This window comes from Staphylococcus sp. HMSC062A01, assembly GCF_001836805.1.
GTDB lineage: Bacteria > Bacillota > Bacilli > Staphylococcales > Staphylococcaceae > Staphylococcus > Staphylococcus haemolyticus.
Window position 1 is genome coordinate 1 of the sequence record NZ_KV830618.1, and the last position, 15955, is coordinate 15955.

At 32.4% G+C, this 15955-nt stretch carries 14 protein-coding genes; 2 read left to right on the plus strand and 12 right to left on the minus strand.

What is annotated here, in order from left to right:
• The first annotated feature begins 52 nt into the window (after positions 1 to 52).
• Positions 53 to 1078 (plus strand): tyrosine-type recombinase/integrase, encoded by a 1026-nt coding sequence (locus HMPREF2715_RS04900; protein ID WP_070839563.1) that lies wholly within the window; start codon positions 53 to 55, stop codon positions 1076 to 1078.
• A gap of 481 nt (positions 1079 to 1559) precedes the next feature.
• Here HMPREF2715_RS04900 and HMPREF2715_RS04905 read toward each other — a convergent pair whose 3' ends face one another.
• From HMPREF2715_RS04905 to zapA, 12 genes are all read right to left on the minus strand, one after another.
• Positions 1560 to 2069, minus strand: a complete 510-nt coding sequence (locus HMPREF2715_RS04905) for a YfcE family phosphodiesterase (protein WP_070440215.1) — start codon at positions 2067 to 2069, stop codon at positions 1560 to 1562.
• Complete coding sequence (locus HMPREF2715_RS04910; protein ID WP_070581268.1) at positions 2069 to 2650, minus strand: XTP/dITP diphosphatase; 582 nt, start codon at positions 2648 to 2650, stop codon at positions 2069 to 2071. Before HMPREF2715_RS04910 ends, HMPREF2715_RS04905 begins: the two co-directional genes overlap by 1 nt.
• A gap of 16 nt (positions 2651 to 2666) precedes the next feature.
• Complete coding sequence (racE, locus tag HMPREF2715_RS04915) at positions 2667 to 3467, minus strand: glutamate racemase (protein ID WP_037549449.1); 801 nt, start codon at positions 3465 to 3467, stop codon at positions 2667 to 2669.
• Positions 3468 to 3644: 177 nt separating this feature from the next.
• Positions 3645 to 4493, minus strand: coding sequence for a succinate dehydrogenase iron-sulfur subunit (sdhB, locus tag HMPREF2715_RS04920; protein WP_070440219.1), 849 nt, complete (start codon positions 4491 to 4493; stop codon positions 3645 to 3647).
• Positions 4493 to 6259, minus strand: coding sequence for a succinate dehydrogenase flavoprotein subunit (gene sdhA, locus HMPREF2715_RS04925; protein ID WP_070581269.1), 1767 nt, complete (start codon positions 6257 to 6259; stop codon positions 4493 to 4495). Before sdhA ends, sdhB begins: the two co-directional genes overlap by 1 nt.
• 123 nt (positions 6260 to 6382) lie before the next feature.
• Entirely contained in the window at positions 6383 to 6997 is a 615-nt protein-coding gene (locus HMPREF2715_RS04930) for a succinate dehydrogenase cytochrome b558 subunit (protein ID WP_011276091.1), read from the minus strand.
• Positions 6998 to 7377: 380 nt separating this feature from the next.
• Entirely contained in the window at positions 7378 to 9165 is a 1788-nt protein-coding gene (gene uvrC, locus HMPREF2715_RS04935; protein ID WP_070581312.1) for an excinuclease ABC subunit UvrC, read from the minus strand.
• Positions 9166 to 9262: 97 nt separating this feature from the next.
• Positions 9263 to 9577: a thioredoxin gene (gene trxA / locus HMPREF2715_RS04940; protein ID WP_011276093.1), complete on the minus strand. Its 315-nt coding sequence runs from the start codon at positions 9575 to 9577 to the stop codon at positions 9263 to 9265.
• A 195-nt stretch (positions 9578 to 9772) separates the two neighbouring features.
• Positions 9773 to 12124, minus strand: a complete 2352-nt coding sequence (locus HMPREF2715_RS04945) for an endonuclease MutS2 (RefSeq protein ID WP_070581270.1) — start codon at positions 12122 to 12124, stop codon at positions 9773 to 9775.
• Between the two features lie 9 nt (positions 12125 to 12133).
• Entirely contained in the window at positions 12134 to 13846 is a 1713-nt protein-coding gene (gene polX / locus HMPREF2715_RS04950) for a DNA polymerase/3'-5' exonuclease PolX (protein WP_070581271.1), read from the minus strand.
• Between the two features lie 74 nt (positions 13847 to 13920).
• Positions 13921 to 14442, minus strand: a complete 522-nt coding sequence (locus HMPREF2715_RS04955; protein ID WP_070839566.1) for a CvpA family protein — start codon at positions 14440 to 14442, stop codon at positions 13921 to 13923.
• Complete coding sequence (zapA, locus tag HMPREF2715_RS04960; protein ID WP_011276097.1) at positions 14443 to 14709, minus strand: cell division protein ZapA; 267 nt, start codon at positions 14707 to 14709, stop codon at positions 14443 to 14445.
• 280 nt (positions 14710 to 14989) lie between these two features.
• Here zapA and rnhC point away from each other — a divergent pair, with 280 nt between their 5' ends.
• On the plus strand, positions 14990 to 15922 hold the full coding sequence (gene rnhC, locus HMPREF2715_RS04965) for a ribonuclease HIII (protein WP_070581272.1): 933 nt from the start codon (positions 14990 to 14992) through the stop codon (positions 15920 to 15922).
• Positions 15923 to 15955: the final 33 nt, after the last annotated feature.

A 15955-nucleotide genomic window follows, 5' to 3' on the forward strand; every position in this document is an offset into this window, starting at 1 on the left:
TTATTGGGTACCTAGTACCCTTATTATTTTTTACCTTTTTAGGAGGGATAACATGCAAACACGATGTTATGACGGTAAAAAATGGCAATATGAATTTAAATATGAAGGCAAACGGTATCGTAAGAAAGGTTTCAGAACGAAACGTGAGGCTAATTCTGCTGGGTTAGATAAGTTGAATGAGTTAAAACAAGGCATCGAGTACGAACCTAATTTAACATTGTACGAGTATTTTAAAACCTGGTGTGAAACGTTTAAAAAATCAACAGTGACACCTAAAACATATAAGTCCTATACCTCTGCAATTGAACATATCAACAATCATCCTATCGGTAAAAAGAAACTGAAAGACTTATCCAGATATCATTATCAAGATTTTATTAATGAATTTTCAAAAAATCATTCTAAAGAGTCGATAAGGAAATTGAATGGTTATATTAGAACGTCATTAGATGATGCAGTATATGAGGGACTTATATCTAAGAACCCAACTTTTAAAGTGAGTTATAGAGCCAACAACCCAAATAAAAGTGAAGATAGCAAATATATCAATCTAAAAGATTACGAAGTGTTAAAACAGCATTTGATGACTAAAGATAATGCATCATCACTTGTACTATTTATCATGATATGTACTGGTTGTCGTATAAGTGGTGCTTTGAATCTAAAACGTGAATATATTAATCAAGTTAAAAGCGAAATATATATTGATGAGCATAAAACAGATTCGTCCCCTCGCTATGTATCTATTAGTCAAAAAGACATGAACCATATCATCAAATCAATTGATCAGTTACCTAGAACTATCGACGGTACTGTATTTGGAGAATTGACAAACAACGCAGTTAACAAACGATTGAAAGTATATTGTAATAATCTAGGTATCAAAGAAATTACTTCACATGCATTACGTCATACTCACTGTTCATATTTATTAGCAAAAGGCATTTCTATTTATTACATTTCTAAAAGATTAGGTCATAAAAATATATCAGTAACAACAGAAGTATATTCACATTTACTTGAAGAAACATATAAAGAAGAAGATGAAAAAGCAACACAAATTATAAGTGCAATGTGATTTTTAGGGACCCATTAGGGACTCGAAAGCCCATGAAACCCGTCGTTATAAGGTTTATAGTATCCCTCCCAGGACGTCATTAACTAAAAATTACATATATTTTTAGGTTGAGAACGCTGTTATGACGGCGTTCTTTTTATTTTGTCTTGTAACTAAGCTAAACTGCACCAAAAATAGAAAAACCCGCCATGTTATGACGAGTTTCTAAGATAATATTATTATGTTGTTAGTTTAAAAATTTTTGACACGTATTTGACACGTGATCAACAACTTTTTTACCTAAAAAATTTAGTTTTTAAATGTAAGTATTAAATTAATTATTGAAATGACCAAAGTGACTATTGCAAAATAAAACGTTAAAGACGTTAGTTTTTCACTTCTCAATTTAAAAACTCCATTCAATATTAATATTCTATTAACCAATATTATATGTATTGGAATAAACACTTAGGAGTTAATTAAATGCTTAAGTGTCTATATATCAAAGTTCAAATTCAATCGTTTCTATAATATGATTATCTCGATTTCTATAATTTAGAATAGCCCTACCATTCACTTCATCAATAATGAGTTCGGCAAACGTTTCTTCAATACCACTGCGAGATTGTGATATACTGCCTGGATTTATGACATGTACACCATCTAAATGCTCATATTTTGCAACATGAGTATGACCATAAAATGCAAATTGACATCCCTGAGATTTAGCTTTTTGTGCTAAATGCATACGAGTTTGATTTACTGAATACAAATGTCCATGAGTATATAGAGCCTTTAAACCTTTAATTTCCACTTCTTCTTCATTAGGAAATTCAGGATAAAAGTCACAATTCCCTTTTACTCTTCTATATAGGCTTAGTTCAGTATCATTATATTCAAATTCTGAATCCCCTAAATGTAATAAAACATCAGCATCCTTATGCGCTTCATATAAGTGATATAAAATACCAGATTCTGTATGATTGTCACTGACGATAAGCCACTTTGTCATTACTTTTCACTCTCCAAATAAGCATTCAATTTTTTAATTGCATTACCTCTATGACTGATTTTACTCTTTTCTGTTGCAGTAAGTTGAGCCATAGTTTTACCTTTTTCAGGCACATAGAAAATAGGATCATAACCAAAACCATGCTCGCCCTGTCTTTCAGTAGTAATCACTCCAGAAACAGTACCTTTGAAAGTTTGAGTAGTTTCATTAGGTGCACTCATACTAATGACGCAAACAAATTGTGCATCTCGATTTTCGATACTATCTAAATTCTTTAATAATTTATCAATATTAGCATCATCACTCTTATCTAATCCTGCATATCTAGCTGAATAAACGCCAGGTTCGCCATTTAGAGCAAATACCTCTAATCCACTATCATCTGCTATCACACGTTTATTCAATACTTTTGCAGCTTCTTCAGACTTTAATCGTGCATTCTCTTCAAAAGTTGTTCCCGTTTCCTCTACATCAAAGTCTTTTATTAGTTCTGATATACCTATCACATTGTCATTGGGAAAAATTGATTTAAAATCATTAATTTTACCTTTATTATTTGTAGCAATTACGATGTCTGTCATTCATATTCCTCCTTGATTATTCATCTACACTGATGCGTTCAACTTCAACATCTAATTTTAACCATTGTAGAATGATATTTTTAATATGTACTGTATCTCCAGTAGCAAAGAATCTATGCTCTGGATGTTGTGTATAGCTCGCATGTTCATTACTAAAAGTTAATAAAGCACTAACTTCACGTGCTGTTTCTAATCCAGAGGAAATAACTTTTTTCTCTCCTCCAAAATAATCATTTATAGGCTTATATAACAATGGATAGTGTGTGCATCCTAAAATTATCGTATCTGCATCAGTATTTCTCCACTGCTTTAACGTTTGATGAATGACAATACTTGTAATTGTAGGGTCATCGTAGCGCATTTGTTCAACTAGTGGAACAAACCCAGGGCAAGCTACACCATAAACATGTACGTTTGGGTTAATGCGCTTAATATGATGTCTATACGCCTCAGATTTAATTGTTCCTTCAGTCCCTAAAATTAAAACATTTTGATTTTTAGTAGTCATAATGGCTGTTCTTGACCCTGGCTCAATAACTCCAATAACTGGAATAGGCAGCAATTGTTGCAAATGTTCTAATGCTACAGCGGTAGCTGTATTACAAGCTATTACAAGCATTTTAATATCAAATTGCATTAATTTATTAGCAAGTTGAGTAGTAAATTGTTTAACTTCATCACCAGGTCTTGGACCATAAGGACATCTTGCAATATCCCCTAGATAGTAAATTGTTTCGTTGGGTAATTGACGCATGATTTCTTTAGCAACTGTCAAACCACCTACACCTGAATCTATAACACCAATTGGTTTGTTCATCTTCATTCATCCTTATAACACATAATACATTTATTTTATCATATACATGCTAAGAGTTTGACTAATCCGATTAAGCATTCATATACATATCTTAAAAAGCTTTATAAAGAAAAAAGTAGTTAATCAATTCAATTAAGAATCATTAACTACTTTTCAAATTATAATTAAATGTATATATTAATCTACTTTGTGGTCTGAACCGAAGAATGATTTAAACATATGGAATGTTGTTTCTCTATTCATAGCTGCGATAGAAGTTGTCAAAGGAATACCTTTCGGACAAGCATTTACACAGTTTTGAGAATTACCACATTCTTGCAAACCGCCAGCACTCATTAAAGCGTCTAATCGTTCGTCTTTAGTCATTGCACCAGTTGGATGTAAGTCGAATAAACGAACTTGAGAAATTGCCTGAGCACCAACGAATTTATTATTTTGAGTAACATTAGGACAAACTTCTAAACAAACACCACACGTCATACATTTAGATAACTCATAAGCTGTTTGACGTTTTTTCTCAGGCATACGTGGTCCTGGTCCTAAATCATACGTACCATCAATAGGAATCCAAGCTTTCATACGTTTTAAGTTATCAAACATTCTAGTACGATCCACTTGTAAGTCACGAATAACAGGGAAAGTACTCATTGGTTCAAGACGTATAGGTTGTTCTAATTGATCAACAATTGCTGAGCATGATTGTCTAGCACGTCCATTGATGACCATTGAACAAGCACCACAAACTTCTTCTAAACAGTTCATATCCCATGTAACAGGTGTTGTTTTTTCACCTTTATTATTTACTGGATTACGTCTGATTTCCATTAAACATGCGATTACGTTCATATTTTCTTTATAAGGAATTTCAAACGTTTCTTCATACGGTTTAGAATCTTGATTATCTTGTCGTTTGATAATCAACTTGATTGATTTTTGTTTTGGTTCTTTTTGCTCTTTTTCATTTGTATTATTATCGTTTTGGCGAAGTTCTTCGGGAGTGTCTTTTACTGATTGATTGTCAGCCATTATTTTTTACCTCCTTTAGACTTACTTGTATAGTCACGTTTACGTGGTGGAATTAAACTTACATCAACTGGTTCATAAGTGAATTTAGGCGCTTCTTCTCTACCTTGATATTCAGCTAATGTTGTTTTTAACCATTCATCATCATTACGGTCAGGGAATTCTGGTTTGTAATGTGCGCCACGAGATTCGTTACGATTGTAAGCCCCAATTGTAATTACACGTGCTAAAACTAACATATTCCACAATTGACGAGTGAAGAATACAGCTTGGTTACTCCAAGTTTGTGTATCTTCCATATCAATATTTTCATAACGTTTCATTAATTCAACGATTTTTTTATCTGTTTCTAATAATTTATCGTTTTCACGAACAACTGTTACGTTCGCTGTCATAATTTCACCAAGTTCACGGTGAAGTTTATATGCATTTTCAGTTCCACGCATATTTAATAATTTATCAAAGCGTTCTTGCTCTTCATCGACACATTTTTGATAAATGCTGTCATCTAATTCAGTATATGTTGTTTCTACATTCTCAACATATTTTATTGCATTAGGACCAGCTACAGTACCACCGTAGATTGCAGATAATAATGAGTTGGCACCTAAGCGGTTACCACCATGTTGAGAGAAATCACATTCCCCAGCTGCAAATAATCCTTTAATATTAGTCATTTGATCATAGTCTACGTATAAGCCACCCATTGAATAGTGAACGGCAGGGAAAATTTTCATTGGAACTTTACGTGGGTCATCACCCGTAAATTTCTCGTAAATTTCAATAATACCACCAAGTTTAACATCTAATTCATGTGGATCTTTATGAGATAAATCAAGGTAAACCATGTTTTCCCCGTTTATACCTAATTTCTGATTGATACAAACATCAAAGATTTCACGCGTTGCAATATCACGAGGTACTAAGTTACCATAATCAGGATATTTCTCTTCTAAGAAGTACCAAGGTTTACCGTCTTTGTATGTCCAAATACGACCACCTTCACCACGTGCTGATTCACTCATTAGGCGTAATTTATCATCACCAGGAATAGCTGTTGGGTGAATTTGAATAAATTCACCATTTGCATATTTAGCACCTTGTTGGTATGCAATTGATGCCGCTGAACCTGTATTAATCATTGAGTTTGTTGTTTTACCGAAAATGATACCAGGTCCACCAGTTGCCATAATAACGGCATCTGAACCAAATGATTTAATTTCAGAAGTTGTCATATTTTGAGCTACGATGCCTCTTGCAGCATTGTCCTCATCTTTGACAATTCCTAGGAATTCCCAACCTTCATACTTAGTTACTAATCCATCTACTTCAAATGAACGTACTTGTTCATCAAGCGCGTACAATAATTGTTGACCAGTAGTTGCACCTGCAAAAGCAGTTCTGTGATAAAGCGTACCACCGAAACGTCTAAAGTCTAATAGCCCTTCTTTTGTTCTACTAAACATAACGCCCATACGGTCCAATAAATGAATGATTGATGGAGCAGCTTCAGCCATAGCTTTAACAGGTGGTTGGTTTGCTAAGAAGTCCCCACCATAAACTGTATCATCAAAGTGAATCCAAGGAGAATCCCCTTCACCTTTGGTATTTACCGCACCGTTAATACCACCTTGGGCACAAACAGAGTGCGAACGTTTAACAGGTACAATTGAGAATAAATCTACATGCGCACCTTGTTCTGCAGCTTTAATTGTTGACATCAGACCAGCAAGTCCTCCACCGACAACAATAATTTTTTTCTCTGCCATAGAAAAGTCACTCCCCTAAAATATATCGATAGCTTAACGTAATTGCTTAAGCTCATTTGATAAGTACGTGATATAAATACTTATCTAAAATTCAACGTACTATATATGATTACAAATTGTGTTTTATACAAATGCGAAAATTGCAGATACTCCAATGTATCCTAGAACTAAGAATACGATTAAAGAGATCCAAGTAAATACACGTTGTGATTGTTTAGATTGTAAGAATCCCCATGTTACAAAGAATGACCATAAACCATTTGAGAAATGGAAAATAACACATAATACACAAACGATATATACGATAACCCAAATTGGATTTTCAAGTGTTTTGTGCATCAATTCAAAATCAACTGCTTTACCAAAGAAGTATTTTTGAATTGTAGTTTGCCATAAATGCATGAAGATAAATACGAATGTCACAATACCTGAAAATCTTTGTAATGCAAACATCCAGTTTCTAAATAAAGAATAATGACCGATATTTTCTTTAGCTGTAAATGCAATGTGAATACCATACAAACCGTGATATAAAATTGGAATATAAATTAATAAAAATTCAACTGCTAATAAAAATGGAATTGATTCCATAAAGCCAGCCGCCTTATTAAAAGCCTCTGCCCCTTGTGTTGCTTGATGGTTCACAATTAAATGAACAACTAAAAATGCACCAATTGGAATAATACCTAGTAATGAGTGAACACGTCTAAGGTAGAATTCATTTTTAGACTTTGCCAAAAGGAGTCCCCCCTGTAAAACTATTGATTTAAATAGTTTATTTATAAGAAAGTCTTTACAATCAAGAAACATCATAATGATTTACTATTTTTTTTAGTACTTGTCCATTGTTAAATTATTGTGACAATAATCAATAAATATCGGTTCAATTAAGAACTATGTAAACAAGTAGGACTTAAAAAAGTAAATAAATCATATTTGTTTTAATGAGGAATGCTAGTATTACATTAATCATTAATAAAAACACTTTAATGATAATGTTTCTCAATTAGAAAACGCTTCCATACTTTCTTAAAAAAATAAACTTTTTGTTAACTGTATTGTAACATTTTTTATATGTTTTTGGGCTATGAGAATAATTCTCATAGCCCTTTTTTTAATTAATCATTTGATAATGCTTGCTGCAAGTTTAGTGCAACCTTTTCAGGAAGTCCTGCTTTCTTCAAATCCTCTACACTCGCTTCCTTCATTTTCTTAATCGATCCAAATGTTCTTAACAAACTTGTCTTGCGTTTACTTCCAATTCCATCAACAGTGTCCAATACTGATTGTAATCCTGTTTTTTGACGTGTTTGACGATGGAATGTAATTGCGAAACGGTGTACTTCATCTTGAATTCGATGTAATAAATAGAATGCTTGACTATTCTTCTTCAATGGTACAACTTCTGCATTTGTTCCATAAAGTAACTCTGACGTTTGGTGTTTATCATTTTTTCTTAATCCAGCGACCGGAATATCCAGTCCTAGTTCATTCTCTAGAACATCTAATACACCTGACATATGTCCTTTCCCACCATCAACTATAATCAAATCAGGTAACGGTAAGCCTTCATTTAGAACACGTGTGTATCTACGACGAACAACTTCTCTCATTGATTTGTAGTCATCAGGTCCATCAACTGTTTTAATTTTATATTTTCTATAACCTTTTTTATCTGATTTTCCATCAACAAAGGTTACCATAGCAGACACAGGGTCTACACCTTGTATGTTTGAGTTATCAAATGCTTCAATACGAATAGGTGTTTGTATACCCATTCGTTCACCGAGCTCCTCTATTGCCTTTATCGTACGTGATTCATCTCTAGCAATTAGCTCGAATTTATTTTCAAGAGCGACTTCCGCATTATGGTTTGCTAAATCTACCATTTCTTTTTTTGTGCCACGAGCTGGCTGTACAATTTTAGTATCTACTACAGATTGAATCATATCTTTATCTAAATTTTTAGGAACATGTACTTCTTTGGGTAATATATGCTGATTTAAACTATAGAATTGACCTATAAATGTATAAAATTCTTCTTCTTCAGATTGCTGTTGTAAAGGAATCATTGTAGCATCTCTTTGTATCAAATTACCTTGACGAATAAAGAAGACTTGAATGCACATCCATCCTTTAGAGACACTATAACCAAACACATCTCGAATCGTATTATCAGATGACATAATTTTTTGTTTTTTAGTTAAATTATGAATATGTTGTATTAAATCACGATATTCTTTTGCACGTTCAAAATCTAATTTTTCACTAGCATCCATCATACGATCTTCTAAATTTTTAAGTATAGTTTTATCTTCACCATTTAAAAAATCACTTATTTCACGAGTCATTTGTGCATAAACTTGTTGATCAACATCATATACACATGGTCCCATACACTGTCCAATGTGATAATAAAGACATAATTTATCAGGCATTTTATCACATTTTCTAAAAGGATAAATACGGTCTAATAACTTTTTTGTCTCTTGAGCTGAATAAGCATTAGGGTATGGTCCAAAATATTTTCCAGTACCTTTTTTAACTGTACGCGTAACAATTAACTTTGGATGCTTTTCTTTAGTAATTTTTATAAATGGATAACTTTTATCATCTTTTAATAGAATATTGTAGCGAGGCTGATACTGTTTAATTAAATTTAATTCTAAAAGCAAGGATTCAGTTTCACTTGAAGTTACTATAAATTCAAAATTTTGGATTTCTCCTACCAACCGAGTAGTTTTTGCATCATGTGCACCTGTGAAGTATGAACGTAATCTATTTCTTAAACGCTTGGCTTTGCCGACATAAATCACTAGATCATTACGATCTTTCATTAAGTAACAACCCGGTTCAAATGGAACTACACTTAATTTATTTTTAATTTTCTCTTTGTAGTCTAACAACATTTATCCTCCTTCCCATAAAATTAACTACATATAAAAAAGACGGAGCTATTACATTCTATGTAATGCCCCAGTCTCATATACGTTCAAATTATTCTTAAAGATGTTTATCTAATACTTCAGCTAAGTTTTCTTTAGGTTGGAAACCTACTACTTTATCAACTGGTTCACCGTCTTTAAATACGATTAAAGTTGGGATACTCATTACTTCAAATTTAGCTGCTGTTGATGGATTTTCATCAACATCTAATTTTAAAATATCAGCTTTTCCATCATAATCTCCAGCTAATTCTTCTAAAACTGGTGCGATCATTTTACAAGGTCCACACCAAGTTGCCCAGAAATCAACTAATTTAACGCCTGATTGAATATTTTCATCAAAGTTTGAATCCGTTACTTTTACGATTGCCATAAATGCCAATCCTCCTTAAATTTTGAATGATGAGCAAATTATAACAGACTTTAGTAGTACGTGCATTGGAGTTGCTCACTTATTAACTGTCTGTCAATAATTATCGAATCTCACTCATTTCCTTTTATTTTCACTGGCTTAATTGTACGTTATTTTCTAAAAAAATCAACAACACTGCTTACACTTTATTATGCCTTATTTAAGTTCAGCTACTGTCACACCAAAACCACCTTCACTTGGCATACCACCACGATATGATTTAACACTTTTATGTTTTTTCAAGTGATTCTGTACGGCTTTTTGGAGTGCACCGGTACCTTTACCATGAATAATATAAACTTGCTCATAATTACTCAAGACAGCTTGGTCAATATATTGATCTAATTCGCCAACCGCTTCCTCATAACGATAACCTCGTAAATCTAATTCAGTTTTAATTGTTTGACGATTTTGTCGAGTTACCATCTTAGTTGGTTTCTCTTTTTTCTTTTTAGTTTTTTCAAGGTCTTCAATAGGTAATTTCATTTTAATAATACCCATTTGAACAACTGCTTCTTCTTCATTTACAAGTTCTAATACTTCGCCCTTTTGACCATATGATAATACTTTGACCTCGTCACCTTCATGTATTTCATCATATTTTTGTTTTTGTACATCTTGTTTTATTGATCTCTCTTCATATTGATCATCTAATTGTTTCTTTTTATCAATAAGTTCGTGTTCTTTGACATCTGCACCTTTTTGATCACGTAATGTTCTTAACTCTTTTAAGATTGAATCCGCTTCTTTAGTAGCAGATTTAACACGTTGATTTGCTTTTTCTTTAGCTTCATCCATCAATCTTTTCTCATAATTTTTATACTGCTCGTATTGTTGCTCTAAATCGTCATGTGTTATTTCGGCTTCTTTTAAAAGTCTATCTAACTCTATTCGTTGTTCATCAACACGTTTTGAATTCTTTTCAAGAGATTCAATCATTGAATTAATTTCTTGTTCATCTGTCCCAATCATGGTCTTAGCTTTATTAATAATACCTAAGCTAAGTCCTAATTTGCGGGAGATATCAAATGCATTAGAACGACCAGGTACACCCATCAACAATTTATACGTGGGACTTAACGTATTAACATCAAATTCAACACTAGCGTTCATGACACCTTTACGATTATAGCTATATGCTTTCAATTCTGGATAATGTGTTGTAGCCATTACTAATGAACCTATTTCACGAACGTGATCTAAGATACTCATCGCCAACGCTGCACCTTCACTTGGATCAGTACCTGCACCTAATTCATCAAATAAAACTAAACTATTTTTATCTGTCTCTTGCAAAATTTCCACAATATTCTTCATATGTGAAGAAAAAGTGGATAGTGATTGTTCAATTGATTGCTCATCACCTATATCACAATAAACATTTTCAAAGACACTTAACTGACTACCATCTAATGTCGGAATTAGCAATCCTGATTGTGCCATAATAATAATTAATCCAAGTGTCTTTAATGTAACCGTTTTACCACCCGTATTTGGACCTGTAATTATGACAGTTTCAATATCATCAACAAATTCAATTGTATTAGCTACAACCGTATCTTTATTTAATAGTGGATGATATGCATTAGGTAAATAAACGGTTCTATCTTTGTAAAACGTAGGTTTCGTTCCTTTAATTGAGCGTGCATATCGTGCTTTAGCTGTTAAAAAGTCAATTTGTCCCATGACTGATTCAGCAATTAAGCAACCATCTGCTTCGGCAGCAACCATACCTGTTAATTCTGTTAGAATTCGCTCACGTTCTACTGCCTCATCATTTCGTAAACGACTGATTTGATTATTCATTTCTACAATCGATGATGGTTCTATATAAAGCGTTTGTCCAGAGGCAGATTGATCGTGAACAATCCCTTTGAAATCTTGGCGATATTCAGCTTTAACCGGTATAACATTACGATCATTGCGTACCGTTATAATAGCATCAGATAATTTTTTCTGATTGGATTGGCTTTTAACGATACGGTCTAAATTTTGTCTTATGCGTTGGTTTGTACTTGAAATTTTACTTCGTATACCTTGCAATTCATAACTTGCGCTATCATATAAATCGTGTGTATCACATTTTTCATTTATCTCTTGGAAAAGATCCGATAAAATTGGTAATTGGTTCATTTTATCATTCAAAATTGGATACTTAACAACTTGTTCATCTTCTTCTAATAATTGATTATAAAATGTCTTAAATTGATTTTGAACTTGAATTAAACGTTTAACTAAATTTAGCTCTGTAACATTTAATACGCCACCTATATTTGCACGATGAATCAATGGTGAAATTTTGGCTAAACCACTTAAACTTGGCAAACGATGTTTATTATAAATTTGTGAAATTTCATCTGTCTCATTCATTTGAAATTCTACTGTTTCAAAGTCAGTGGCTGGAGACATCTTAGACACTTTTTCACGCCCTAAGTCACTTATTGTTTCCGAAGCTACAAATGACTTGATTTTATCAAATTCTAAGACGTCTAATGTTTTTTGTCTCATACAATCCCTCTATTTCTTCAACTTTTTATTATTTCCAACAAAATCCTTAAATGCTTGACGAGACATTGTGTTAATTACTCGATCTTTATTTACAAACCCTTTTTGAGCAGTGGCTACACCATATTTCATAAAGTCTAAATGATCAATATGATGAGCATCTGTATTAATTGTTAATTTTACATTAGGATATTTTTTAACTGTTTCAGCATTTAAGTCTATTCGCTTAGGATTTGCGTTAATTTCCATTATTGTATTTGTTTCTTCTGCTAACTTCATTAATCGATCGATATTCGGTTTGTACCCTTCTCTACGACCGATAATACGTCCTGTTGGATGAGCGATGTGTCGTACATATGGATTTCGACATGCATTTTCCAAACGTTTCATAATCTCTTCTTCTGATTGATTAAAGCTTTGGTGAATCGCAGCTATAACATAGTCAAGTTGTGATAACACATCATCATCATAATCTAACGAGCCATCAGGAAGAATATCCATCTCTGTGCCTGAAAAGATATCTATTTCTGCATATTCTTCATTTAGCTTCTTAATTTCTTCATTTTGACGTAATAAACGTTCAACTTGTAACCCATTTGCGACTTTAAGGCTTTGTGAATGGTCAGTAATCACCATGAATTGATAGCCTTTTTTTATATTTGCTTCAATCATATCTCTAATAGAAAAAGCACCATCACTATATGTGGTATGCATATGAATATCTCCGTTAATATCATCCAAAGTAATAATTTCACTTAAATCTTTATCAAATTCGCTACCGTCTTCACGTAAGGCAGGTGCAATCCATTCACTACCGAAATGTTGATAAATCTCTTCCTCACTCTGTAACTGAAGTAAAGTGCCATCTTGCTGTTCAATTCCATATTCACTTATTTTTTCATTTTGCGCTTTAGCCATTTGTCTTATACGAATGTTATGATCTTTAGAACCTGTAAAATGTTGTAATGTGTGATAGAACGCAACTGGCTCAATAAGGCGAAAATCTACGCCAATAGTCTCATCATCGTACGTCAACTCTAATGAAACTTTCGTTTGGCCAACAGCAACATCTTTAACTTTATTAGGTATATTTAAAAGTTGTTGTTGTACTTCGTCTGGATGCTCCGTACTAATAATATAATCCAAATCTTTACTCATTTCTTTATAACGACGGAAGCTTCCTGCTTCTGAGTATCTCTCAATACTATCAATTGTTTCTAAATAATCGATTATGATACGATTTAAACCTCGCATAGTGTCTATTGGATAGCTATCTTTTTTTGCTCCTAAAGCTTTAACTGCTTCAAGTATATTTTGTTCAGTTTTTTTAGCAAAACCACTTAGTTCGCTCACTTTTCCACTTTCACAAGCCAATTGTAAACTTTCTTTATCTGTAATATTAAGTTCTTTATATAATTTAGCTATTTTTTTACTACCTAATCCTTGAATCTTCATTAATGGAATCAAGCCTTCTGGAACAAGTTGTTGTAATTCTTTTAAATAACTTGATTCACCTGTTTTACGATATTCATCAATGACTTCCCCTACACCTTTACCAATACCTTTTAATTCAGTAACATCTTTAATATCATCAAGTGGTCGTTCATCAATTTCTAAGCTTTGAGCTGCTTTTCTATACGCAGATACTTTAAACGTATTTTCCCCATTTAATTCCATATATATAGCAATTTTTTCTAATAATTGAATTACATCTTTTTTTGTCATTCTAATCACTCCATAAAAAGAAGACCAGGACATTTAACAAAGAAGCCTTGTCCTGACCTTATATCAGTTTTGTTTTATAAATTTAAAATATAAGACGAGAAAAATGGTGTATGAAACAAGATAAGTTTGCCTATGTACGCATGTTGTAAATTGTGTTGTAACCACTCAATTGGATACAATGCTAACACATAGATTGATAACTGTATCGCAACAACTGCCATCACTACACTTATTAAACTACCAAATAGTCTACTGATTTGGTTAATCATTCGATACGTCACTATATTATCAAAAGTAATTATTATAAGATATAAAATCAACTTACAAAGTGAGGCAATTAGTAAAAATGCAATAATTGTATCAAAGCGTTGCTGCAAATCATTAAAATGAAATGCATACTTCATATCATATGCAATTGTCTTTGGAAAAGGTATAAATACAATTAACTGCGAACTAATTCGATAATAAAATTGATATGCTATAACTAATGAGACTATCGTTGAAAATAAATGTAAACTATTCAACCATCCCCCTCTTCTATACCCTATAATAAGACCATACACAATAATAATAGCTATCGTAAAATCAATAATCATCTATTCTTCTCGTTGTTTTAATTGTTGAATTTCTTGCAATAGTTTGCGGTTTTCTTCTTCTAATTTAACCTTTTCATGCATAATATTAACCGCTGTTAGGATTGATTTTCTTGTAGTATCTAATCCTGTTGATTTACGTCCCATTTCTTTTAACTTTTCATCAACTAAATGTGCTACGTAACGAATATGCTCGGGGCTGTCTTCACCAATGATAGTATAATTCTGATCGTTAATCGTGACATTGATTCGATTTCTAAATTCTCCCATAGCAATAACTCCTGACATTATTTATTCTTTAAGCCTATCAATGGTTACATGTAAATAACCACCTCATCTTGTACTTCAATTTAGTATGCACTTTACGCAATTTATGTAGTAGAATATCACAACTTATTATACATTAGGATATGTTGTTTGGTAAGTAGCTAACGCGTAATCATTTTAATTAATGTAAATTTGAACTATATAACTATTCTGATGAACGTCCTCAATATGTTATGCTTATCTATGTTTTATTATATTTTGAAAAGTGAGGATCAACTAGCCTATGGCAAATGTCGTTCATAAATTATCAGAATCAGAAATCCAACATCTCTTACAACAAATTACATTTGAAACATCTCAATTACCTCCAGGAATGAAAGCGAGAACTAAATACAAACAATCTGTGATAAATATTTATAATTCAGGCAAAGTTATGTTTCAAGGAAAAAATGCGGAAGCTGTTGCCCAACAATTACTTCCAGATCATACCACTACTTCCAAGAATTCATCATCTTCTAACCAATCTTCAGGTGAAACATTAGCTTATAATCATTATAATTGTATAGGAAGTGATGAAGCAGGAAGTGGTGACTACTTCGGCCCTCTAACTGTTTGTGCTGCTTATGTTTCTAAGGAGAATGTTAAAATTTTAAAAACACTTGGTGTGGATGATTCAAAAAAATTAAATGATCAAAAAATAATCGAACTTGCTGAACAATTGATTACATTTATTCCTCATTCACTTTTAACGCTTGATAATCCAAAATATAACGATAGACAGGCTATTGGTTGGTCCCAAGTTAAAATGAAAGCTGTACTACATAATGAAGCTATCAAAAACGTCACCCAAAAAATTAATTGCAATGAGTTAAATTATATCGTTATTGATCAATTTGCAGTACGTGGTGTTTATCAACGCTATGCTTTAAGTTCACTACCCTACCCAGAAAAAACTAAATTTGAAACGAAAGGTGAATCTAAATCATTAGCAATCGCAGCTGCTAGTATTATTTCAAGATACGCCTTTGTTAAACATATGGATCATATATCACATAAAATGAAACAAGTTATCCCTAAAGGTGCTAGCAATAAAGTAGATTTGATAGCTGCTCAAATTATTGATAAACATGGAATAGAAACGTTAGATATGATCTCAAAAAAACATTTTAAAAATCGAGAAAAAGCCCAAAATTTAGTGACTAAAAAATATAAATAAATTTATAAAGAGACGAATTCCATTAATACAGAA

Excerpts from the sequence above, each read along its gene's own strand:
- HMPREF2715_RS04900 (WP_070839563.1), top strand. The coding sequence starts at position 53 with ATGCAAACACGATGTTATGACGGTAAAAAATGGCAATATGAATTTAAA.
- HMPREF2715_RS04905 (WP_070440215.1), bottom strand. The coding sequence starts at position 2,069 with ATGACAAAGTGGCTTATCGTCAGTGACAATCATACAGAATCTGGTATT.
- HMPREF2715_RS04910 (WP_070581268.1), bottom strand. The coding sequence starts at position 2,650 with ATGACAGACATCGTAATTGCTACAAATAATAAAGGTAAAATTAATGAT.
- racE (WP_037549449.1), bottom strand. The coding sequence starts at position 3,467 with ATGAACAAACCAATTGGTGTTATAGATTCAGGTGTAGGTGGTTTGACA.
- sdhB (WP_070440219.1), bottom strand. The coding sequence starts at position 4,493 with ATGGCTGACAATCAATCAGTAAAAGACACTCCCGAAGAACTTCGCCAA.
- sdhA (WP_070581269.1), bottom strand. The coding sequence starts at position 6,259 with ATGGCAGAGAAAAAAATTATTGTTGTCGGTGGAGGACTTGCTGGTCTG.
- trxA (WP_011276093.1), bottom strand. The coding sequence starts at position 9,577 with ATGGCAATCGTAAAAGTAACGGATTCAAACTTTGATGAAAATATTCAA.
- HMPREF2715_RS04945 (WP_070581270.1), bottom strand. The coding sequence starts at position 12,124 with ATGAGACAAAAAACATTAGACGTCTTAGAATTTGATAAAATCAAGTCA.
- polX (WP_070581271.1), bottom strand. The coding sequence starts at position 13,846 with ATGACAAAAAAAGATGTAATTCAATTATTAGAAAAAATTGCTATATAT.
- HMPREF2715_RS04955 (WP_070839566.1), bottom strand. The coding sequence starts at position 14,442 with ATGATTATTGATTTTACGATAGCTATTATTATTGTGTATGGTCTTATT.
- zapA (WP_011276097.1), bottom strand. The coding sequence starts at position 14,709 with ATGGGAGAATTTAGAAATCGAATCAATGTCACGATTAACGATCAGAAT.
- rnhC (WP_070581272.1), top strand. The coding sequence starts at position 14,990 with ATGGCAAATGTCGTTCATAAATTATCAGAATCAGAAATCCAACATCTC.